The sequence below is a fragment of the Streptomyces sp. NPDC006430 genome (assembly GCF_040612395.1).
Lineage (GTDB): Bacteria > Actinomycetota > Actinomycetes > Streptomycetales > Streptomycetaceae > Streptomyces.
In genome coordinates this window covers 162,183-181,070 of the sequence record NZ_JBEXQA010000002.1, presented here as the reverse complement: position 1 = coordinate 181,070, position 18,888 = coordinate 162,183, and the positions used below count along the sequence as shown (strand labels likewise).

General features: G+C 72.0%; 18 protein-coding genes and 1 pseudogene. 9 read left to right on the top strand and 10 right to left on the bottom strand.

Annotated elements, in window-relative coordinates:
• Window positions 1-70 precede the first annotated feature (70 nt).
• Window positions 71-3,370: a tetratricopeptide repeat protein gene (locus tag ABZZ20_RS03910; RefSeq protein ID WP_356866432.1), complete on the top strand. Its 3,300-nt coding sequence runs from the start codon at window positions 71-73 to the stop codon at window positions 3,368-3,370.
• An 85-nt stretch (window positions 3,371-3,455) separates the two neighbouring features.
• Here ABZZ20_RS03910 and ABZZ20_RS03905 read toward each other — a convergent pair whose 3' ends face one another.
• The gene (locus tag ABZZ20_RS03905) at window positions 3,456-3,680 is read right to left on the bottom strand and encodes a hypothetical protein (protein WP_356866430.1); all 225 of its coding nucleotides are present in this window, start codon (window positions 3,678-3,680) and stop codon (window positions 3,456-3,458) included.
• A gap of 2 nt (window positions 3,681-3,682) precedes the next feature.
• Window positions 3,683-4,564, bottom strand: a complete 882-nt coding sequence (gene mca / locus ABZZ20_RS03900; RefSeq protein WP_356866428.1) for a mycothiol conjugate amidase Mca — start codon at window positions 4,562-4,564, stop codon at window positions 3,683-3,685.
• 365 nt (window positions 4,565-4,929) lie between these two features.
• Between mca and ABZZ20_RS03895 the strand changes: the two genes are divergently transcribed.
• Both ABZZ20_RS03895 and greA read left to right on the top strand, forming a co-directional pair.
• Window positions 4,930-5,367, top strand: coding sequence for a DUF4307 domain-containing protein (locus tag ABZZ20_RS03895; RefSeq protein WP_356866426.1), 438 nt, complete (start codon window positions 4,930-4,932; stop codon window positions 5,365-5,367).
• Window positions 5,368-5,503: 136 nt separating this feature from the next.
• On the top strand, window positions 5,504-6,001 hold the full coding sequence (greA, locus tag ABZZ20_RS03890; protein ID WP_030155035.1) for a transcription elongation factor GreA: 498 nt from the start codon (window positions 5,504-5,506) through the stop codon (window positions 5,999-6,001).
• 68 nt (window positions 6,002-6,069) lie between these two features.
• Here the strand turns inward: greA and ABZZ20_RS03885 are convergent.
• The 3 genes and pseudogenes from ABZZ20_RS03885 to ilvA all read right to left on the bottom strand — a co-directional run.
• Window positions 6,070-6,725 (bottom strand): annotated as a pseudogene (locus ABZZ20_RS03885) (hypothetical protein); the annotation flags it as partial.
• A gap of 209 nt (window positions 6,726-6,934) precedes the next feature.
• Window positions 6,935-7,474 carry a hypothetical protein gene (locus tag ABZZ20_RS03880; RefSeq protein WP_356866424.1) on the bottom strand — a complete coding sequence of 180 codons (540 nt, stop codon included), beginning with the start codon at window positions 7,472-7,474 and terminating at the stop codon, window positions 6,935-6,937.
• A 213-nt stretch (window positions 7,475-7,687) separates the two neighbouring features.
• A complete protein-coding gene (gene ilvA, locus ABZZ20_RS03875) occupies window positions 7,688-8,920 on the bottom strand; it encodes a threonine ammonia-lyase (RefSeq protein ID WP_356866422.1) in 1,233 nt (410 codons plus the stop codon).
• Between the two features lie 273 nt (window positions 8,921-9,193).
• Here ilvA and ABZZ20_RS03870 point away from each other — a divergent pair, with 273 nt between their 5' ends.
• The 3 genes from ABZZ20_RS03870 to ABZZ20_RS03860 all read left to right on the top strand — a co-directional run bounded on the left by ABZZ20_RS03870 (window position 9,194) and on the right by ABZZ20_RS03860 (window position 10,461).
• On the top strand, window positions 9,194-9,715 hold the full coding sequence (locus ABZZ20_RS03870; RefSeq protein WP_356866420.1) for a MarR family transcriptional regulator: 522 nt from the start codon (window positions 9,194-9,196) through the stop codon (window positions 9,713-9,715).
• Between the two features lie 69 nt (window positions 9,716-9,784).
• On the top strand, window positions 9,785-10,213 hold the full coding sequence (locus ABZZ20_RS03865) for a sigma factor-like helix-turn-helix DNA-binding protein (protein ID WP_356866418.1): 429 nt from the start codon (window positions 9,785-9,787) through the stop codon (window positions 10,211-10,213).
• A complete protein-coding gene (locus tag ABZZ20_RS03860) occupies window positions 10,210-10,461 on the top strand; it encodes a hypothetical protein (RefSeq protein ID WP_356866416.1) in 252 nt (83 codons plus the stop codon). The genes ABZZ20_RS03865 and ABZZ20_RS03860 overlap by 4 nt, the downstream gene beginning before the upstream one ends.
• 41 nt (window positions 10,462-10,502) lie before the next feature.
• Here the strand turns inward: ABZZ20_RS03860 and ABZZ20_RS03855 are convergent, their stop codons facing one another.
• Window positions 10,503-11,660 (bottom strand): cystathionine gamma-synthase, encoded by a 1,158-nt coding sequence (locus tag ABZZ20_RS03855; RefSeq protein WP_356866414.1) that lies wholly within the window; start codon window positions 11,658-11,660, stop codon window positions 10,503-10,505.
• Window positions 11,661-11,754: 94 nt separating this feature from the next.
• Here ABZZ20_RS03855 and ABZZ20_RS03850 point away from each other — a divergent pair, with 94 nt between their 5' ends.
• A complete protein-coding gene (locus tag ABZZ20_RS03850) occupies window positions 11,755-12,858 on the top strand; it encodes a hypothetical protein (protein WP_356866413.1) in 1,104 nt (367 codons plus the stop codon).
• A 124-nt stretch (window positions 12,859-12,982) separates the two neighbouring features.
• Window positions 12,983-13,648, top strand: coding sequence for a peptide-methionine (S)-S-oxide reductase MsrA (gene msrA, locus ABZZ20_RS03845; RefSeq protein ID WP_356866411.1), 666 nt, complete (start codon window positions 12,983-12,985; stop codon window positions 13,646-13,648).
• 76 nt (window positions 13,649-13,724) lie between these two features.
• Here the strand turns inward: msrA and ABZZ20_RS03840 are convergent, their stop codons facing one another.
• On the bottom strand, window positions 13,725-14,771 hold the full coding sequence (locus ABZZ20_RS03840) for an NAD(P)-dependent alcohol dehydrogenase (RefSeq protein ID WP_356866409.1): 1,047 nt from the start codon (window positions 14,769-14,771) through the stop codon (window positions 13,725-13,727).
• Between the two features lie 162 nt (window positions 14,772-14,933).
• Here ABZZ20_RS03840 and ABZZ20_RS03835 point away from each other — a divergent pair, with 162 nt between their 5' ends.
• Window positions 14,934-15,842 carry a helix-turn-helix transcriptional regulator gene (locus ABZZ20_RS03835; protein WP_356866407.1) on the top strand — a complete coding sequence of 303 codons (909 nt, stop codon included), beginning with the start codon at window positions 14,934-14,936 and terminating at the stop codon, window positions 15,840-15,842.
• Window positions 15,843-15,959: 117 nt separating this feature from the next.
• On the opposite strand, the gene ABZZ20_RS03830 is transcribed toward ABZZ20_RS03835, so the two are convergent.
• The 3 genes from ABZZ20_RS03830 to ABZZ20_RS03820 form a co-directional block, all read right to left on the bottom strand.
• The gene (locus tag ABZZ20_RS03830; RefSeq protein WP_356866406.1) at window positions 15,960-16,922 is read right to left on the bottom strand and encodes a GNAT family N-acetyltransferase; all 963 of its coding nucleotides are present in this window, start codon (window positions 16,920-16,922) and stop codon (window positions 15,960-15,962) included.
• 165 nt (window positions 16,923-17,087) lie between these two features.
• A complete protein-coding gene (locus ABZZ20_RS03825; protein ID WP_356866404.1) occupies window positions 17,088-18,362 on the bottom strand; it encodes an Ig-like domain-containing protein in 1,275 nt (424 codons plus the stop codon).
• A 116-nt stretch (window positions 18,363-18,478) separates the two neighbouring features.
• Window positions 18,479-18,823, bottom strand: a complete 345-nt coding sequence (locus ABZZ20_RS03820; protein WP_356866402.1) for a hypothetical protein — start codon at window positions 18,821-18,823, stop codon at window positions 18,479-18,481.
• Between the last annotated feature and the right edge of the window lie 65 nt (window positions 18,824-18,888).

The window sequence follows — 18,888 nt, the reverse complement described above, 5'->3', positions numbered from 1 at the left end:
CCCTCGCGCTCGCGGCAGTCCCGGCGGACACTTGGGGCACGTTGCCGGAGCTCTCTTGAGGGGGATGCCGATGCGGGACAGCCATCGCGGTGAGGCCGAACGGCTGTTGGAGCGGGCCGTGGACGAGGAGGCCGAGCGGGCCGGCGGAACGGGCTCACCGGTCGACCGGGCGGCGCTGCTGGCGCGCGGCCTCGAAGCGCTGGACGCGCTCGCGGCGAGTGCCTCCGAGGAGTACGCGGCGTACGTACGGGCCCTGGACGAGACGACGGCCGGGGACGAGACCTTCGGCGAGGCCTTCCGGCGCGGAAACACCTCGACGGCCCTGCTCGTGACGGCGGTTGCCACGGCTGCGGCCATCGGGGCCGACCTGTCGCTCGGCGTGGCGACGGGCACGGCGTTGACCGCCGGGGCCGTCACCGGCATCGCCGGGGCGGCGGCCACGGTCGCCAAGGTGACCGCCCTGCACCTGCCCGCCGCGAACCGTCGGGCCGGGGTGCGCGGGCGCCCCGGTGGGCCGGAGCAGCTGAAGCTGCAGTGGCTGTCGGCGCTGGAGGTCCGCGGGATCCGGCCGTTCCTGGAGCAGCAGCGCGCGGTCGCCGCCGCGGCGCGGACGCCCCGGCAGACCGCCCGGCCCGCCGCCCCCCAACTGCGCGGGACCGATCGCAGCGCGGAAGCCCGCCGGCGTAGCGTGCTGGAGCAGTCGTTCGGTCAACTCCCCCAGTCCGGAGCTGTGTTCACGGGCCGGCGGGCGGAGCTGACCCGGATCGCCCAGTGGGTACAGGCGGCGCGGGCCAGTACGGAGACCCGCCCGGTGGTCGTGGTGCTGCACGGTGAGTCGGGAGTGGGCCGCACGGCCCTGGCCCTGCGGGCCGCGGACGCGCTGCGCGACCAGTTCCGCGGGGCGTGCGTGGTGGACCTGCGGGGCGGCTCCCTCAGCGGGGAGGCGCCGCTGCCGACCCGGGAGGCGCTGCTGCACCTGCTGAACCGGCTCGGCGCGCCCCGCGAGCAGCTGCTGTTCCGCGAGGGGTCCTCGGCGGAGCAGCAGGTACGGCGCCTCGGCGAGCTGTACCACCAGCACCTGCAAGGTCTGCCGGTGACGGTGCTGCTGGACGACGCGGTGGATGCGGCGCAGGTCCGGACGCTGGTGCCGGAGCGGTCGGAGAGCCTGGTACTGGTCACGGCGCGGGAGCCGCTGGAGCTGCCGGACCTGGCGGCGTGGGTGCACCAGTTGCCGGTGGCACGGCTGGCGGAGGCGGAGGGCGCGGAGCTGGTGCGCGCCGGGGCGGACGCCGCGGGCCGGGCGCCGTACGAGGAGGAGGCCCTGCGGGGGCTGCTCGCCCTCGGCGGCGGGCTGCCGCTGGCCCTCCGGGTGCTGGCCCCGCTGGGCACCGGCACCGGCACCGGCACCGACGACCCGGTCGGGCCCGTTGCCCCGGACGGCACGCTCGCCCCCGGGGGCGCCGACGGCCCCGGAAGTACCGGCACGCTGGAGGACGCCCTCGACCTCGCCTACCTCCGCCTGCCCGAGGAACGGCGCCGGCTGCTGCGGCGGCTCACGCTGGCCGGCCGCGCCTCGCTCGGCCCGTCGGCCGCGGCGGCGCTGATCGACGCGGACCCGGTGGGGGCGGGGCGGATGCTGCGCGAGCTGGCCCGGGCAGGCCTGCTGGACCACGTGCGCGGGGAGCGGTTCCGGATGCACGACGCGGTGCGCTCGTACGCGGCGGCCCGGCTCGCGGCGGACGAGGACCGGGCGGAGGCCTCGGCGGCCCACGAACGGCTCATCCGCAACTACGCACAGCTCGCGGACTCGGTGATCCGGATGGTCGACGGGCAGATGTCGACCCGGGCGAACCACTTCGGCGGGCACGGCTTCGCCTCGCTGGACGCGGCACTGCGCTGGTTGGACGACGAGTCGAGCTTCATCACGGCCGCGCTGCGGCACTCGGACGGCGTGGACCAGCAGGCGGTGCTGGACCTGCTGGGCGCCCTGTGCGACTTCTGCCTGCTGCGCGGGGACCTGTACCGGCTCGGCGAGATCAACGAACTGACGCTGGCGGTGGAGGCCGCTCGGCAGGGGGAGCACGGGCGGCACGGCCAGGGGCCGCTGGTGCGGTCGGTCCAGTGGCGTACGGGCATCGCGGCCCGCCAGCTCGGTGAGCTGGACAAGGCCCGTACGACGCTGACCTCGGTGGTCGACCAGTACAGGGAGGCGCAGCAGGACGCGGGCGCGGGCATGGCGCTGATCTCGCTCGGCATCACCCTGCACCACCAGGGACAACTACCGGAGGCCGCGGCGCGGATCCGCGAGGCGCTGGTGCTCCAGGAGCCGGACAAACTGGCGGGCGACCGGGCGTGGGGTTTGCACGCCCTGGCGGCGGTGGAGCGGGACCGGGCGCACCTGGCGGAGGCGATGCAGCTGCTGGAGCAGTCGCTGGCTCTGCACCGGGAGAGCGAGAGCGTGCACGGTGAGGCGTGGGCCCACTTCCAGCTGGGGCAGGTGTACCTGCGGCTGGGCGAGGTCCCGCGGGCGGAGGAGGAGCTGCGGCTCGCCCTCGATCTGTACGGGCGTACGCGCGACGAACGGGGTGAGGCCTGGGCGCTGACCCAGCTGGGCCGGGCCCGGGTGGTGGACGGGGACCCGGGGCCGGCGGTTGAGCAGCTGCGCGAGGCGCTGGCCCGGCACCGCGAGCAGGAGGACGCGCGCGGCGAGGCGTGGACGCTGTACTACCTGGGGCAGGCGCTGGAGGAGGGCGGCGAGCGCGATCAGGCGGTGCGGGAGCTGGAGCGGGCCCGCACGATGTTCTCGCGGATGCGGGACGTGTACGGGCTGGCGCACGCCCGGCACCATTCGGGCCGGGTCACGCGGGACCAGCGGGCGGCGCGGACGGGGAACCTGAAGAACTCCGGCTTCGCCCGGCAGCTACTGGTGGACGCGCGGGCGGACTTCCGCCGGATCGGGCTGGCGCACGGCGAGGCGTGGACCTGCCTGGAGCTGGCGGTCGTGGACGCGGGCAACGGCAGGGTGTCGCAGGCGCTCGGCCTGTGCGAGGAGGCGGCCCGGCTGTTCATCTCGTACGGGGACCGGCGCGGGGAGGACTGGGCCCGCTTCCTACGCTGCACGCTGCTGCCGTACGCGCTCCCGGGCGCGGGCACGGACGAGGCCCTGGCGGAACTGGCGCGGCTGACGGCGGCCCCGCACCCGATGCGTGACGGGCGCCTGGAGGACGGCCTCGACACCTACGCGGTGGTGCTGGGCCGCGGGGTGGACCCGGCGGAGGGCTGGCAGGCGTGGCGCCTGGCCCTGGTCCCCAACCTGCACTCGCGGGAGATCATGGGGGTACCGATGCCGCCGGCAGCGCCGTCCGCCTGACCGCCCGGGCAGCGCCGGACGCGGGCGTGCGCGCTCGCCGCCCCACCCGATGGACCACGGGTGGGCGGCGCGTCGCGCGGGGCCCCTACGGGGCCCGGTCCGCCGACGGGGCAGCCGCAGCCGGGTCCGGGGCTTCCTGGAAGTCGACCCGGCCCATGTGCCGGCTCATCGACTTCATCAGGCCCCACACCCCCAGGGCGAGGGCCGCGAACACGATGAAGCCCAGGATTCCGGGGGTCACCTTGTTCTTGTCGAAGGTGTCACCGGCCAGCGGAAGGAGCTCGTTCAGTGCTGCCTGCGTAGCGCTCATAGCTACGCATTCTCCCGGATGCCCTCGAAGAGGTCGGACTCGGGGAGGGAAGTGTCCACGAGCGACTTCGCGAGCTCGTACTCCTCCGTGGGCCAGACCTCCTTCTGGATCTCCATCGGCACGCGGAACCAGCCGCCGTCCGGATCGATCTGCGTGGCGTGCGCGATGAGCGCCTTGTCACGGATCTCGAAGAACTCGGCGCACGGCACGTGGGTGGTCAGCGTCCGCTCGGTGCGCTCGAACTCCTTCCAGCGCTCCAGCCACTCTCCGTAGGGGGACTCCATGCCGCGCGAGAGCAGTGCCTCGTGCAGGGCGATGGTGCGCGGCTTGTTGAAGCCCTGGTTGTAGTAGAGCTTCTGCGGCTGGTACGCCGGGCCGAACTCGGCCTCCGGGTACTTCTCGGTGTCGGCCGCGCCCTCGAAGGCCACCATCGAGATCTTGTGGGTCATGATGTGGTCGGGGTGCGGGTAGCCGCCGTTCTCGTCGTACGTGGTGATCACCTGCGGCCGGAACGCGCGGATCTTCTTCACGAGGCGGCCGGCCGCCTCGTCCACGTCCTCCAGGGCGAAGCAGCCCTCGGGGAGCGGGGGCAGCGGGTCGCCCTCGGGGAGCCCGGAGTCGACGTAACCCAGCCATTCCTGCTGGATGCCGAGGATCTCGCGCGCCTCGTCCATCTCCTTGGCGCGGACCTCGTGGATGTTCTCCTCGATGTACTTGTCACCCTGGAGCTTGGGGTTGAGGATCGAGCCGCGCTCGCCGCCGGTGCAGGTCACCACCAGCACGGGCACCCCCTCGGACACGTACTTGGCCATGGTGGCCGCCCCTTTGCTCGACTCGTCGTCGGGGTGGGCATGGACGGCCATCAGTCGAAGCTGCTCGGTCAAGACAGGATCCTCTGGTGTGTTCGCGGCGAGCGGTGGGCGCCTTCTACGGGGCGGACGCCTTCTATAGTGACTCCTCCCCTCAGCAATCAAATCCCGCAGGGGATTCCCCGGTTCGCGCTCGTGTGCGGCACTTCCGGCGGAGCCGCCGGTTCCGCCCCGACGGCGGCATCGGTCGCCGGTGGGCCCCGGCGGGAAGCCGAAATCCGCCCCGTCCTCCCTCCGTCCTCCCTCCGTCCTCCTCCCCGCGTTCCGCTCCGGCTTTTCGCCCCGGCCTCCTCCCCGGCCCGTAAGCCGTGGGATCCTGCGGTTACGGTGTCCGCATCGATGGGCGGAACCATCCTGCGTGGCTGAGAAGGGAACGATCGATGAGCACGGTGCGCGAGGGGCTGCCCGAGGGCCGCTACGGCCGGTCGGCGGACGAGCGCGCGGACCGGAAGCTCAAGATCGTCGGCTCGGTGCTGGGCGTCGGCCTGCTGGCCGTGGTCGGCTGGATCGGCTGGGACTACGTCGGCGGCCAGACCGTCAGCGCCGAGGTGATCAAGTTCCAGGTGGTGTCCGACACCGAGGTGAAGGTGCACCTGGAGGTGCGCAAGGACGCCTCGGTGACCGGGGTGTGCACCCTGAGGTCCCAGGACGAGGGGCACGGCGAGGTGGGCCGCGCGGACTTCACCTTCGGGCAGCAGGACACGCGGGTGGACGAGGTCGTCTCGCTCAAGACCACCCGCCGCGCCGCGGTGATCGAACTGGTGGGCTGCCAGGCGGCGACCGGCGGCGCGACCGGCGCGGCTCCCGCGGCAGGGTGAGCTCTTCCCTGCTCACCGGCCCGATGACACACTTCATACACATGGTGTCCTCCCCCTTTTCTTCCCGAATTGTTAGGCTCGTGGTTTCGCCCGCCGCTGGCGGCTTTGTAGTCCCCTGTACCGACGAGGAGCACCCGTGACCCAGACGAGCGAGAGCGTCACCTGGCTGACCCAGGCGGCGTACGACCAGCTGAAGGCAGAGCTGGACTACCTCTCTGGTCCCGCACGCACGGAGATCGCCACCAAAATCGCAGCCGCCCGCGAGGAGGGCGACCTGCGTGAGAACGGCGGTTACCACGCGGCCAAGGAGGAGCAGGGCAAGCAGGAGCTCCGCGTCCGCCAGCTGACCCAGCTCCTGGAAAACGCCAAGGTCGGCACCGCCCCCGCCTCCGACGGCGAGGTCGCGCCCGGCACGGTCGTCACCATCGCCTTCGACGGCGACGAGGACGACACGATGTCCTTCCTGCTCGCCTCGCGCGAATACGCGTCCTCGGACTTCGAGACCTACTCCCCGCAGTCCCCGCTGGGCACCGGCGTGATGGGCAAGAAGATCGGCGAGGACGCCGAGTACGAGCTGCCGAACGGCAAGAAGGCCACGGTCAAGATCCTCGACGTCAAGCCGTTCACCGGCTGATCACCCCAGGACACGCGAGAGCCCTCGCCGGCTGATCCGGCGGGGGCTCTTGCGTGCCCACGGGCCTACGCGGTCGCCGAGCGGTACTTGCGGACCGCCAGGGTGCGGAAGGCCACGATGATCAATAGGGACCACAGGACGGACGCGAGCACCGGGTGCTGCATCGGCCAGGCTGCGGGGGCTTCGTACCCCGGCGGCAGATTGCCGAAGAGCTCCCGGGCCGCCTGGACGGTGGCGCTGAAGGGGTTCCATTCCGCGATGTGCTGCAGGAACGGCGGCATGTTGTCGGAAGGGACGAAGGCGATCGAGATGAACGTCAACGGGAAGAGCCAGATCAGCCCGCCCGAAGTCGCCGCCTCCGGGGTGCGCACGGACAGACCGATCAGGGCCCCGATCCAGGAGAAGGCGTACCCGAGCAGGAGCAGCAGGGCGAACGCCGGCCAGCACCTCGCCGACGCTCGTGTGGGTGCGCCAGCCGACGAGCAGGGCGACCACGGCCAGGACGCGCTCGCCGCCCGTCCGGGCCTTGAGCTCGTCGGAGGTGCCGCGGGCGATGACCTTGCCGTGGTCCACCACGCAGATGGCGTGCGCGAGGTGGTCGGCCTCCTCCAGGTACTGGGTGGTGAACAGCAGGGACGACGAGCGCGGCCGCGAGGTCCAGGCGCCTGCGCATGCCGCCGGAGTACGTCTTCGCGGTGCGGTCGGCGGCGTCGGCGAGGTGGAAGGCCCGGCGGTCACGGGCCCGGCCATCGCAGGCCGGCCGTCACAGGCCCAGCGGTCACGGGCCCGGCCATCGCAGGCCCTGCGTCGCAGGCCTGTCACGGGCCCGGCCGTCACGAGCCTCGGATCTGACAGGCCCGGCCGGGGCATCGCGCGCGCCGCGCCTTGGCGCGGCAGCCCACCGGACGGCCGCGCTCGGGCTCCCCGCTCTGCTCAGCCGGCGCCGAGGTAGGTGACGTTCACGGTGAGCAGGCTCTCGGTCGAGCGCAGCGTGACCCCCTCGGCCTGCTTCACGGTGCCCACCAGCAGGACCCAGTCGGTCTTGTCGTAGCTCAGGGTTCCGGCGGCGACCGGGTCCGGCCGCCAGCCGAGGTGCTCCAGCTGCGCCCCGATCCTGGGCAGGGCCCACTCCGCCTGCTGGGTGGTGACGATCGCGGTCCAGTCGACCAGGCTCGCGTTCTTCTTCCCGTTCGCCTCGGCGGTGGTCTTCCCCTTCACCGGGTCGAGACCGGCCGACCGGAGCGCCGCTTTGACCTCCTCGTCCACCACGTCCCGGCCGATCGGCGCGGACGCGGTCTTGGCGGTGGGCTTCGCCGACGGTGCGGCCGGGGCGTTCTTGCCGCCGGCCGCGGAAGAGGCATTTACCTGTCCGGCGCCGGTGTCGCCGGCGGCCGTGCAGCCCACCAGGGCCAGGGCCGCCGACGCGGCCAGAGCGATGACGGCCGCTGCTTGCGGTCTGACGCGTATGTGCACCGTGAGACTCCAACCCCATACTGAACGTGGCGGGGAGTCTCACACACCTGACCGGATTCCGCACCTACTTGTCAGCCATTGGACGGGACAGGACGGGACACGCCAGGACAGGACGGGCGAGACGGGCGGGAAGCGCGGCCGGGACGCGGCCGGACCCAGCACTGTGGCCGGAAGGGCGGGCTGGGGAACCGTTCCGGTCACAGCACCCCGGGGCTAGCCCATGACCTTGTACCCGGCGCCGTGCAGCGCCCCGGCAACCTCGGCGCAGTGCTCCGGCCCCTTCGTCTCCAGGTGCAGCTCGACCTCCACCTCGGTCAGCCCCAGCCGCGGGTCGGTCCGTACGTGGCTCACGTCCAACACGTTCGCGTCCACCACGGACAACACCCCCAGGAGCCCGGCCAGCGCACCCGGCCGGTCGGCCACGCGCAGCCGCAGCGACAGGTAGCGGCCGGCCGCCGCCATGCCGTGCCGCAGGATCCGCTGGAGCAGCAGCGGATCGACGTTCCCGCCGGACAGGACGGCCACCACCGGGCCGCCGCCGTAGCGTTCGGGCTCGCTCAGCAGGGCGGCGACCGGGCTGCAGCCGGCGGGTTCGACCACCAGCTTGGCCCGCTCCAGGCAGAGCAGCAGGGCGCTGGAGAGGGCGTCCTCCGATACCGTGCGCACGTCGTCGACGAGTTCGGCGATGATGCGGAAGGGGACGTCCCCGGGGCGGCCGACCTTGATGCCGTCCGCCATCGTGTGGGGGTGGTCGATCGACAGGGGGTGGCCGGCCCTCAGTGAGGGCGGGTAGGCGGCTGCACCCTCCGCCTGGACCCCGATCACCTTGACGTCCGGCCGCAGCGCCTTCACCGCGACCGCGGTGCCCGCCGCGAGACCGCCCCCGCCGATGCCGACGAGGATCGTCCGCACCTCGGGGCACTGCTCCAGGATCTCCAGGCCCACGGTGCCCTGGCCGGCGATGATGTCGCGGTGGTCGAAGGGGTGGATGAACACCGCGCCGGTGCGGTCCGCGTACTCCTGGGCCGCCGCCAGCGTCTCGTCGACGACCTGTCCGTGCATCCGCACCTCGGCGCCGTACTCCTGCGTTGCCGCCACCTTCGGCAGCGGCGCCCCGACCGGCATGAAAACCGTCGAGTGGACCCCGAGGAGGGAGGAGGCCAGGGCCACGCCCTGGGCGTGGTTGCCGGCGCTCGCCGCGACCACCCCCGCGGCCCGCTGCTCGGGGCGCAGGCCCGCGATGCGCACGTACGCTCCCCGCAGCTTGAAGGAGCCGGTGCGCTGGAGGTTCTCGCACTTGAAGTGGACCGGGGAGCCGGTGAGCGAGGAGAGGTGCCGGCTGCCCTCCATCGGCGTGACCCGGGCGACGCCGGAGAGCATCTTCTGGGCCCCCCGGACGTCGTCGAGGATGACCTGGGGGACGGGCGTGGGCACGCGGTAGTTCATGCCGCCAGTCTCGCAGCCCCCGCAGATCACGGCGCAAACATATGGAATCGGATATTCCGAATTGGGCATATGCCATCACGAGGGCCCTCGGACGGCTCGGCAGACGGGCCGACGCAGCTCCGAACAGGGGCGAGATCCCGCCACCCGGAACGGGCACGGAAGCCGGCTCCCCACCGCCCGTCACCAGTTCTCGTACGAGGCGTACGAGCCGCCGCACGGCCGCGTACTCTGTCCCCCATCCTTGTCGGACCCACGCGAAGAGAGCTCACGGCCATGCCCTCCACCCCGGCCAATTCCGACCTGCCCACGGCGGCCGAGGCGTCCGCCGAAGCCGGTCTCCTCGACGCGCTCCAGCATCAGGTGGCCGTCTTCGCCCGCCGCGCCGAGCAGACCCGCCTGGGCGGGGTCGGCCAAGCCCGCAACTCGATGGACCGCGCCGCGTACCTGCTGCTCAACCGGCTCGATCTCGAAGGCCCGATGGGCGTCAAGGCGCTCGCCGGCGGCATGGGAATCGACTCCTCCACCGTCACCCGCCAGGTCGCACCGCTCGTCGACGGCGGTCTGGTCAAGCGCACCTCGCACCCGGAGGACGGCCGGGCCGTGGTCCTCGCCCTCTCCCCGCGCGGGCTGGCCCGGCTCGAAGAGGTCCGCTCCTCGCGGCGCGAGCTGATGGCCCGCGTGACCGAGGACTGGAGCGAGGACGAGCGCGAGTCCTTCACCGGACTGCTGACCCGCTTCAACGGCTCGCTGTCGGAGCTGATGGGCGCCATCGCCGAAGCCGGCCCCGCTTCCTGAAACCGGGCGCGAGCCGAGACCGTCCGACCCCTTGACCCGGGCGGCCCTGCTGCCCGCACTATGTGGCCTGTGGACGACCACCGGCCGGACGCCTACGCGGAGTTCGAAGCCTTCGTCGCGGGCGCGGCGGGGCGACTCCTGCACGTCGCGGTGCTGCTGACGGCCGAGCCGGAATCCGAACCCGTCGCCGCCCGCCGGCTGCTCGCCGGCGCACTGGCCCGCACGTACGCGAACTGGCGCAGACTGCGCGGCGACGACCCGTACGACCGCACCCGCCAGGAACTCTGCGCCGCCTTCGCCCGCACGGGCTGGCGCCACCACGGCGGTACGGGAATCCTCGCGCAGCTCGGCCCGCCGGAACGGCTCGTACTGGTCCTGCGCGTGTACGAGGGCGTCGCCGAGGAGGTCACGGCCGCACAGTTGGGACTACCGGTCGAACGGGTGCGGGCGCTGTGCACCCGGGCCGTGGCCGCGGTGCGCTCCCAGGAGGCCGCATGAGCGCCCCCGACCGCAAGGAGGACCGGGTCAGACAGCTGCTGGAGGGCCCACACCCGGTGGTTCCGGCCTGGCTGGCGGCGAGCGCCGCGGCCCGCGGGGACCGGCTGATGCGACGCCGGCGGGCACTGCGCCGGGCCGGCTGGACGCTGCTGTGCGCGGCGGTGGTCGCCTTCACGGTGTGGGCCCTGCTGACCCACCCGTGGGAGGTTCCGCCGAGCGGTGTCTCCCCGCCCCTGGAGGGCTGGTAGCCACCGCACGGCGGCGTCCTCGTACCGGGCCCGGCCCGGGTCTAGCCCAGGGCGCGGGTCAGGTCGGCCAGCAGGTCGTCGACGTTCTCGATGCCGACGGACAGGCGGACCAGGTCCGCCGGGACTTCCAGCGCGGAGCCGGCCACCGAGGCGTGGGTCATGCGGCCCGGGTGCTCGATGAGGGACTCGACGCCGCCCAGGGACTCGCCCAGCGTGAACAGCTCGGCACGGTTGCAGACCTCGACCGCCGCCTGCTCGCCGCCGACGACCTGGAAGGACACCATGCCGCCGAAGTTGCGCATCTGCTTGGCGGCGACCTCGTGCCCCGGGTGCTCGGCCAGGCCCGGGTAGAGGACCTTGTGGACCTTGGGGTGGCGGGTCAGCATCTCGACGACCTTCGCGGCGTTCTCCGCGTGCCGGTCCATGCGGACGGCCAGGGTCTTGATGCCGCGCAGCACGATCCAGGAGTCGAAGGGGCCGGCCACGGCACCCATCGCGTTCTGGTGGAAGGCCAGTTCCTCGCCGAGCGCCGGATCGGCGGTGACCAGCGCGCCGCCTACCACGTCGGAGTGGCCGCCCATGTACTTGGTCAGCGAGTGCACGACCACGTCCGCACCGAGGGCCAGGGGCTGCTGCAGGTAGGGCGAGGCGAAGGTGTTGTCCACGACCAGCTTGGCGCCGGCCGTGCGCGCGATGTCGGCGACCACGGCGATGTCGGTGATGCCGAGCAGCGGGTTGGAGGGCGTCTCGACCCAGATGACCTTCGTCTTCGGGGTGAGCGCGGCCCGCACGGACTCCGCGTCGGAGGTGTCGGCCACCGACCATTCCACGCCCCAACGGGAGACGACCTTCGCGAAGAGCCGGAAGGTGCCGCCATAGGCGTCGTTCGGGATGACCACGTGGTCGCCGGGGGAGAGCAGCGTCCGCAGCAAGCAGTCCTCGGCGGCGAGCCCGGACGCGAAGGCGAGGCCGCGCCGGCCGCCCTCCAGCGCCGCGAGGTTCTCCTCCAGCGCGGTGCGGGTCGGGTTCGCGCTGCGGCTGTACTCGTAACCGCCGCGCAGTCCGCCGACGCCGTCCTGCTTGTACGTGGACACCTGGTAGATAGGGGGCACGACCGCGCCGGTCAGCGGGTCCGCCGTGTTGCCCGCGTGGATCGCGCGGGTCTCGAAGCTCTGGTGCTCATGGCTTTCGTCGCTCATGGGCAGAGCCTAAGCCCCGTCCGCCAGCGCGCCACTACACACCCGCTGATGCGGCATTGGCCTTCGCGCGGGTGCGTCTGGTTCGCTTGGGGCCATGGAGATTCTGTGGTTCCTGATCGCGATGGGCCTGCTCATGGCCGCCTTGAGTCCGTACATACGGCGCAGGCGCATCCGCATCCGCCTGGTCGCACCGGGCAGCCCCGACGCGGCCGACCCCGAGAACTACGGTTTCGCCCGCCAGGAGGACCTGGACGTCCGGGTCCCGGGCGCCGACGGGGACCTGATGGACGCCCTGGAGGCCGTGCAGCGCAGCGGCCGGTGGCAGGCCGCGTCCCAGCTGCTGGCCGGAACCCCGAAGGAGGGCGAGCTGCGGTGGCAGCGGGTCCAGGCCTTCGGCGGGGCCGCGGCGCTGGAGCTCGTCGCGGAGCCCGGGGTGGGCGCGCAGTGGCTGAAAGCGTGGCGGCTGGAGGCGGAGAAGGACGCGGGCGGAGCGCAGGTGCACGCGGAGCTGCTGGTGCAGCAGGCGTGGCGGCACTCGGGCGGCGTGGGCTCCGATGACCACCGGATCATCCTGGAGGAGGCGCGGGAGGCGTGCCGCAAGGCGACGCTGCTGGCGCCGGGCGACCCCGTCCCCTACATCACGGAACTGGCGATCGCGCGGGCGCTGGGCTACTCGGAGGCGGACTTCGACCAGCTCTGGGCGAAGGTCATCGACATCGCGCCCGCGCACATGGGCGCGCACCTGGCGGCGCTGCACTACTGGTGCGAGAAGTGGCACGGCTCCCGGGGGAAGGCGGACGCCTTCGCGCACGCGGCGGCGGCCCGGGCCCCGCAGGGTTCACTGCTGGCGGCGCTGCCCCTGTTCGCGGTGTACGAGCACCTCCCGGAGGTCGTCCTGACGAACGTCTGGCAGAGCGCGGTGGTGACCCGGGCGGTAGAGGGCGCCCTGTACGCGGTGCACACCGCGCGCCCGGACGACCCGATGCTGGCGCACGTACGGCACCTGCTGCTGGCGTTCCTGGTGCCGATGGAGCGCTGGGCGGAGGCGATGGAGCAGATCCGCCACGTGGACGGCTACGTGGGCGCCCTGCCGTGGTCGGCGGCGCCCGAGCCGGCACTGCAGTACGCCGTGTACCGCGCGCTGGCGGTGGCGGGCTACGAGGCGAACGGCGGCTCGCCGGCGACGCTGCCGCACTGAGCGGCACCGAGCGGCACCGGACCCGGGCGGCACCGGGCGGGCGTACGACGCGCGGGATCGGGGGGCCGGGGAGGAATCCCGGCCCCCCGATCCCCGTTAAAGGAAGACCACTAGGAGGGAATCCATGTTCTCGTACCGCCGCACGCCCGAGCTCCCCACCCGCGAGGAGGCCCTCCAGGGCCGCGCGACCCCTCAGTTCTCTCTCCCGGACCGCCACACGGTGCTCGGCAACCCGCTCGCCGGCCCCTACCCGGCCGGCCTGGAGGTGGCCGACTTCGGCCTGGGCTGCTTCTGGGGCGCGGAGCGCAAGTTCTGGCAGACCCCGGGGGTGTGGACCACCCTGGCCGGCTACCAGGGCGGCTTCACCGAGAACCCGACGTACGAGGAGGTCTGCTCGGGCCTGACCGGCCACACCGAGGTCGTCCGTGTGGTCTTCGACCCCGCGCTGGTCTCGTACGGGACGCTCCTGAAGCTCTTCTGGGAGTCCCACGACCCCACCCAGGGCTTCCGCCAGGGCAATGACGTCGGCACCCAGTACCGCTCGGCGGTCTACACCCACTCCCCCGCCCACCAGGCGGAGGCCGAAGCCTCCCGTGCCGCCTACCAGCAGGTCCTGGCGGCCTCGGGCTACGGCGACATCACGACGGCGATCCTCCCGGCGACGGACCGCCCCTTCTGTCCGGCGGAGCCCTACCACCAGCAATACCTCGACAAGAATCCAGCCGGCTACTGCGGCATCGGCGGCACGGGCGTGTCCTGTCCCATCGGTGTGGTCAAGGCCGACGGTTAGGCGTACGGACGCGGGTGGTCGTGTTGGCGCGGCCGGCCCGGTCGGGGCGGGGCGGGCCGCGCCGTGTGGCGGACGGTCAGATCGTCGAGGCGTCTATGACGAAGCGGTATCGGACGTCGCTCGCGAGCACCCGCTCGTACGCCTCGTTGATCTGGTCGGCGCGGATCAGCTCGATCTCCGAGCCCAGCCCGTGCTCGGCGCAGAAGTCCAGCATCTCCTGCGTCTCGGCGATCCCGCCGATCATCGAACCGGCGAGGGTCTTGCGGCCGCCGATGACGGAGAACAGGTTCAGCTCGACGGGCTCCTCCGGGGCGCCGACGTTCACCAGTGCGCCGTCGACCTTCAGCAGGCCGAGGTACGCGTCGAGGCGGAGCGGGGCCGAGACGGTCGAGATGATCAGGTCGAAGCTGCCGGCCAGCTCGTCGAAGGTGGTCTCGTCGCTGGTGGCGTAGTAGTGCGAGGCACCCAGCCGCAGGCCGTCCTCCTGCTTGCGCAGGCTCTGCGAGAGCACGGTGACCTCGGCGCCCAGCGCGTGTGCGATCTTGACGCCCATGTGGCCGAGGCCGCCGAGACCGACGACGGCGACCTTCTTGCCGGGGCCCGCCTGCCAGTGCTTGAGCGGGGAGTAGAGCGTGATGCCGGCGCACAGCAGCGGGGCGGCGACGTCGAGGGCGATGCCGTCGGGTATGCGGACGGTGTAGTTCTCGTCGACGACGACGTGCGTGGAGTAACCGCCGTATGTGGGCTCGCCGTTCTTGTCGAGGGAGTTGTACGTTCCGGTCATGCCCCCGACGCAGTACTGCTCCTGGCCGCGCAGGCAGTACGCGCACGACCGGCAGGAGTCGACGAAGCAGCCGACGCCCACGTGGTCGCCGACGGCGAACTTCGTGACGCCCGGACCGACCTCGGTGACGACGCCGGCGATCTCATGGCCCGGAACCATGGGGTAGATGCCCTCGCCCCAGCCGTCGCGGACTTGGTGGATGTCGGAGTGGCAGATGCCGGCGTACTTGATCTCGATGAGGACGTCCTGCTCGCCGACGGGGCGGCGCGGGACGGTGGTGCGCTCCAGCGGGGCCTTGGCGGTGGGGGCGGCGTAGGCGGCGACCTGGGTGACGGACATGGGGAGTGCTCCTCGAACGCTGAAGTTCCTGCGGTGCGACTCACGATGCCGGACCGTCCGTCGGCTACCCAGCACCCTGCCCCGCCTACGACTGGCGGTCCTACCCCTGGCGGGGTCAGGCACAGGCACCCTTCGCACGGGCCGCACGGCGATACTGACGGTATGGACCAGCTTGATCAGCGAGCCGAACTGGGCGAGTTCCTCCGCACCCGCCGCGCGCGACTGCGCCCCGAGGACGTGGGCCTGCCGGACTACGGGCGCCACCGCCGCGTGCCGGGGCTGCGTCGCGAGGAACTGGCGCAGCTGGCGGGGGTCTCGGTGGCGTACTACACGCGGCTGGAGCAAGGGCACGGGCAAAACGTTTCAGCGGAAGTGTTGGACGCGATCGCCCGTGCGCTGCGCCTGGATGGCACGGAGACGGAACACCTGAACCATCTGGCCAGTCCCCGGCCCCGCAGGCAGCGCAACCGCAACCACCGGGCGGAGCAGGTCCGTCCGGAGCTGCGGACCCTGTTGGACGCGATGGACGGCGTACCGGCGTACCTGGTGGGTCGGCGTCAGGACGTGATCGGCTGGAACCGGCTGGGGGCCGCGGTCTTCGGCGATTTCGGGGCGCTTCCGCCGCAGGAGCGCAATCTCGTACGGCTGGTGTTCCTGGACCCGGCGACGGTCGAGCTGTACATGGACTGGGAGTGCCGGGCGTGCGAGGTGGTGAGCAACCTGCGCATGTACGCGGGCCGGCATCCGGAGGACGAGCAGTTGTCCGCGCTGGTCGGTGAGCTGTCGGTGAAGAACGAGGAGTTCCGGCGGCTGTGGGCGGCGCACACGGTGGCGGACAACAAGACGCACGGCGTGAAGCGGCTGCGGCACCCGCTGGTGGGTGAACTGCACCTGGCCTTCGAGACCTTGGCCCTCCCGGACGACTCGGCGCAGTTCCTGGTGACGTTCCACGCCGCTGCGGGCTCCCCGTCGGCGGACGCCCTGCGTCTCCTGGCATCCTGGTCGGCCCCTTCGCCCGTGGCTCCGCAGGAAGCGGACGGAGATCGCAACGTTCCTGCCTCGGGCCAGTGAGGCCCGCGGGGGCCGACCTCTGACGCCGACGGTACGGGCGCCGGACGGGATAGCGCCCGACGGGATCCCGCCCCCCGCCGGTACGGGCGCTCGACGCTACGGCGCCCGTCAGTACGGCTACAGCTTGAGCTGGAAGATGCCCGCATCGCGTTCGTGGCGGTAGCCAAGGGCGGCGTTCACCGTCCGCATCGGGGTGTTCTCGTCCGCCACGGACGTGCTGATCTCGCGGAGGGCGGGGAAGCGGGCGGTGCCCTCCGTCACCATGCGGAGTTTGACCGCGCGGCCGAGGCCGCAGCCGCGATGGGCCGGGACGACCACCGTGTCGTACTGGAGCGCGCGCGGGGCGCTCGGATCCGGCAGGATCAGGGAGGTGTACGCGGCGACCTCCCCGGCTGCGGTCACCGCCGCGACCATCAACATCCGGCCGCCCCGGTCCAGGACCAACTGCTGCACGGCGTGCAGGCGCTGCGGGGTCCAGGCCGGGGCCGCCTCGTCCAGATCCCCGGTCGGCGCGTCCTCCATCGCCCCGTGGGCGACGGCGGCGGCGGCCACCCACGCGTCGGGGACCAGCCCCTCCCAGCACACCAGTTCGTAACCCTGCGGGAGTTCGGGCTCCGCCGTCGCCGGGCCCGCCGTCACGTCGTGGACGTACCAGCCGAGCGGCAGCACGTTCTCGAAGCCCAGCGATTCGGCGAACGCCTGCCCGGGGCCGCCGAGGTCGACCGTCGCGGAGACCGAGGTGCGGCCCTCGGCCAGCAGTTCCTCGCGGACCCGGTGCCACAGGGCCGTGCCCACCCCCTGCCGTCGCGCGTCCGGACGTACCTCCAGACGGTCCAGCGAGGCGGTGTGCGCATTGCCGGCGTCCGTGAACAGCAGCAGGCTCGCCACGCCCCCGTCCGTGGCCCAGTGCGCGAAGTGGCCGGTGGGCGGCGGCACGCGCAGCCGACCGGCGATCCTCACCCGCGTGGGTGCGGGGGTACCGGGCAGGTCGGCGGCGTGCGCCGCGGTCACCACCGCGACCCAGGCGTCCACCTCGGGGTCGGTCGGGGGCACGGACAGCTTGGTGATGGGGAGGGTCATGATCGGGAACACTAGCCCCGCCCCGGGCCGGACGCTCGGGGGTTTTCCGGCATCCTGGCCCCGGAAAGGCGGATGGCGGGGAGCCCTGGTGAGGGGCTCCCCGCCATCCGCGGGAGTTGCGTGCACCGGTCCAACCGGTTCCCCGGACGTGGCCCGGGGGGAGGGTCAGGAGGCCGTGCCGGCCTTCCAGTCCGCCCAGCTCATGTTCCAGCCGTTGAGGCCGTTGTCCGGCTTGATGGTCTTGTCCGGCGAGTTGATCACCGTGACCACGTCACCGATGAGCGAGTTGTCGTAGAACCAGGCCGCGGGCTGGTTCGGGTCGTTCGCGCCCTTGACGTCGTTCAGGCCCACGCAGCCGTGGCTGGTGTTCACGCTGCCGAAGATCGAGTCCGATCCCCAGTAGTTGCCGTGGATGAAGGTGCCGGAGGTGGACAGCCGCATCGCGTGCGGGACGTCCTTGATGTCGTACTCGCCCTTGCCCTCACCGTTCTTGAAGCCGACGGTGGCACCGTCCATCCGGGTCTCCTTGAACTTCTCGGAGATCACCATCTGGCCGTTGTACGTCGGGTTCTCCGGGGAGCCCGCCGATATCGGGATGGTCTTGAGGACGGCACCGTCCCGCGTGACCGTCATCTTCTTCGTCTTCGCGTCGACCGTGGAGACCTGGCTCCGGCCGATCTTGAAGGTGGCGGTCTTGTTCTGCACGCCCTGGATGCCCGGGGCGCCCTGCACCCCGTCCAGCGCCAGCTTCAGCGTGACGGTGGAGTTCGCCTGCCAGTACTGCTCCGGGCGGAAGTCCAGCCGCTGCGGGTTGAACCAGTGGCCGACGACCTCCTGACCGCTGCTGGAGGTCACGGTGATCGCCGCCTGGACCGCCTTCTGGTCCTTGATCGGCTTGTTGAACGTGATCGAGACCGGCATGCCCACGCCGACGGTCTGGCCGTCGTCCGGTTCGAACGAGCCGATGAAGCTGTTCTCCGGGGAGACGGTGGTGAAGGAGGCGTTCTCGTGCGCCTCCTTGCCGTCCGCGTCCTTGGCGGTCGCGGACAGGGCGTACTTGGTGGAGCGCTTCAGCGAGCCCTCCGGCTTCCAACTCTTGCCGTCGGCGGCTATCTTCCCGGGCACGGCCGCGCCCTCGGAGGTCTTCAGCTCGACCGCGGTGAGCGTGCCGTCACTGACGGCGACGTTCGTCGCGTCGTTCAGGCCGACGTTGGTCGCACCGTCCTTCGGCGTGATCGTTATCTTGGCCTTGGAGGCGTCCTTGGCCGCGGCGGCGTCCACGTCCGACTGGGACTTGCTTGTGCCGTCCCCGCCGCCCTTCGACTTGTCGTCGCCCCCACCGTTGCACGCCGAGAGCACCAGCACGCCACCGAGTACGGCGGATATGGCCACAAGGGACCTTCTCCGCCGCTTCCTGTCCGTCCTCACACGCCACTCCATCGTTGCCTGAACCCCCGAGCTCCGGGCAGGGGGGCGCGCCCCCCTGCCTCGCACCAGTCAACGCGTTGAAGGGCCGGATCGGTTCCACATCCCCGTGAATGTGGGCAACCACACGGTCAGGCGTTGTCGGTCGTCTCTTCGTCGAACTCCCCATCTTCCTCGTCCAGGTCCCACTCCAAGGACTCGGGGTCGTACTCGACGGGCTCGCTGCTCCAGGAGGCCTGCGCCAGATCCACGCCGGGGATGTCCGCGACCAGGTCAGTGGGATCGACGAGGTACGCGAGTGCCTCGGACTCGTCCTCGCGTACGGCCGACTCGGCGTGGCCGCGCTCCTCGTCCGGCATGAACTCGTCGGCCTGGATGTGCGCGAGCGCAGCGCCGGTGAGTGCCTCTGCGTCGGGCACCTCCAGCACCAAATCCACCCGAAGCCGTACGTACCGTGATGTGTCAGAAGGGTTCATACGACGGAGAGTAAGCCCGGAGAACCCCCGACTTTCCCACGACCCGCCCTTGTCCGTAGCATCAC

What these genes read in the sequence shown, in the direction of transcription:
- ABZZ20_RS03910 (WP_356866432.1), top strand. Translation starts at nt 71, where the DNA reads ATGCGGGACAGCCATCGCGGTGAGGCCGAACGGCTGTTGGAGCGGGCC.
- ABZZ20_RS03905 (WP_356866430.1), bottom strand. Translation starts at nt 3,680, where the DNA reads ATGAGCGCTACGCAGGCAGCACTGAACGAGCTCCTTCCGCTGGCCGGT.
- ABZZ20_RS03895 (WP_356866426.1), top strand. Translation starts at nt 4,930, where the DNA reads ATGAGCACGGTGCGCGAGGGGCTGCCCGAGGGCCGCTACGGCCGGTCG.
- ilvA (WP_356866422.1), bottom strand. Translation starts at nt 8,920, where the DNA reads ATGAACTACCGCGTGCCCACGCCCGTCCCCCAGGTCATCCTCGACGAC.
- ABZZ20_RS03870 (WP_356866420.1), top strand. Translation starts at nt 9,194, where the DNA reads ATGCCCTCCACCCCGGCCAATTCCGACCTGCCCACGGCGGCCGAGGCG.
- ABZZ20_RS03860 (WP_356866416.1), top strand. Translation starts at nt 10,210, where the DNA reads ATGAGCGCCCCCGACCGCAAGGAGGACCGGGTCAGACAGCTGCTGGAG.
- ABZZ20_RS03855 (WP_356866414.1), bottom strand. Translation starts at nt 11,660, where the DNA reads ATGAGCGACGAAAGCCATGAGCACCAGAGCTTCGAGACCCGCGCGATC.
- ABZZ20_RS03850 (WP_356866413.1), top strand. Translation starts at nt 11,755, where the DNA reads ATGGAGATTCTGTGGTTCCTGATCGCGATGGGCCTGCTCATGGCCGCC.
- msrA (WP_356866411.1), top strand. Translation starts at nt 12,983, where the DNA reads ATGTTCTCGTACCGCCGCACGCCCGAGCTCCCCACCCGCGAGGAGGCC.
- ABZZ20_RS03840 (WP_356866409.1), bottom strand. Translation starts at nt 14,771, where the DNA reads ATGTCCGTCACCCAGGTCGCCGCCTACGCCGCCCCCACCGCCAAGGCC.
- ABZZ20_RS03835 (WP_356866407.1), top strand. Translation starts at nt 14,934, where the DNA reads ATGGACCAGCTTGATCAGCGAGCCGAACTGGGCGAGTTCCTCCGCACC.
- ABZZ20_RS03830 (WP_356866406.1), bottom strand. Translation starts at nt 16,922, where the DNA reads ATGACCCTCCCCATCACCAAGCTGTCCGTGCCCCCGACCGACCCCGAG.
- ABZZ20_RS03825 (WP_356866404.1), bottom strand. Translation starts at nt 18,362, where the DNA reads ATGGAGTGGCGTGTGAGGACGGACAGGAAGCGGCGGAGAAGGTCCCTT.
- ABZZ20_RS03820 (WP_356866402.1), bottom strand. Translation starts at nt 18,823, where the DNA reads ATGAACCCTTCTGACACATCACGGTACGTACGGCTTCGGGTGGATTTG.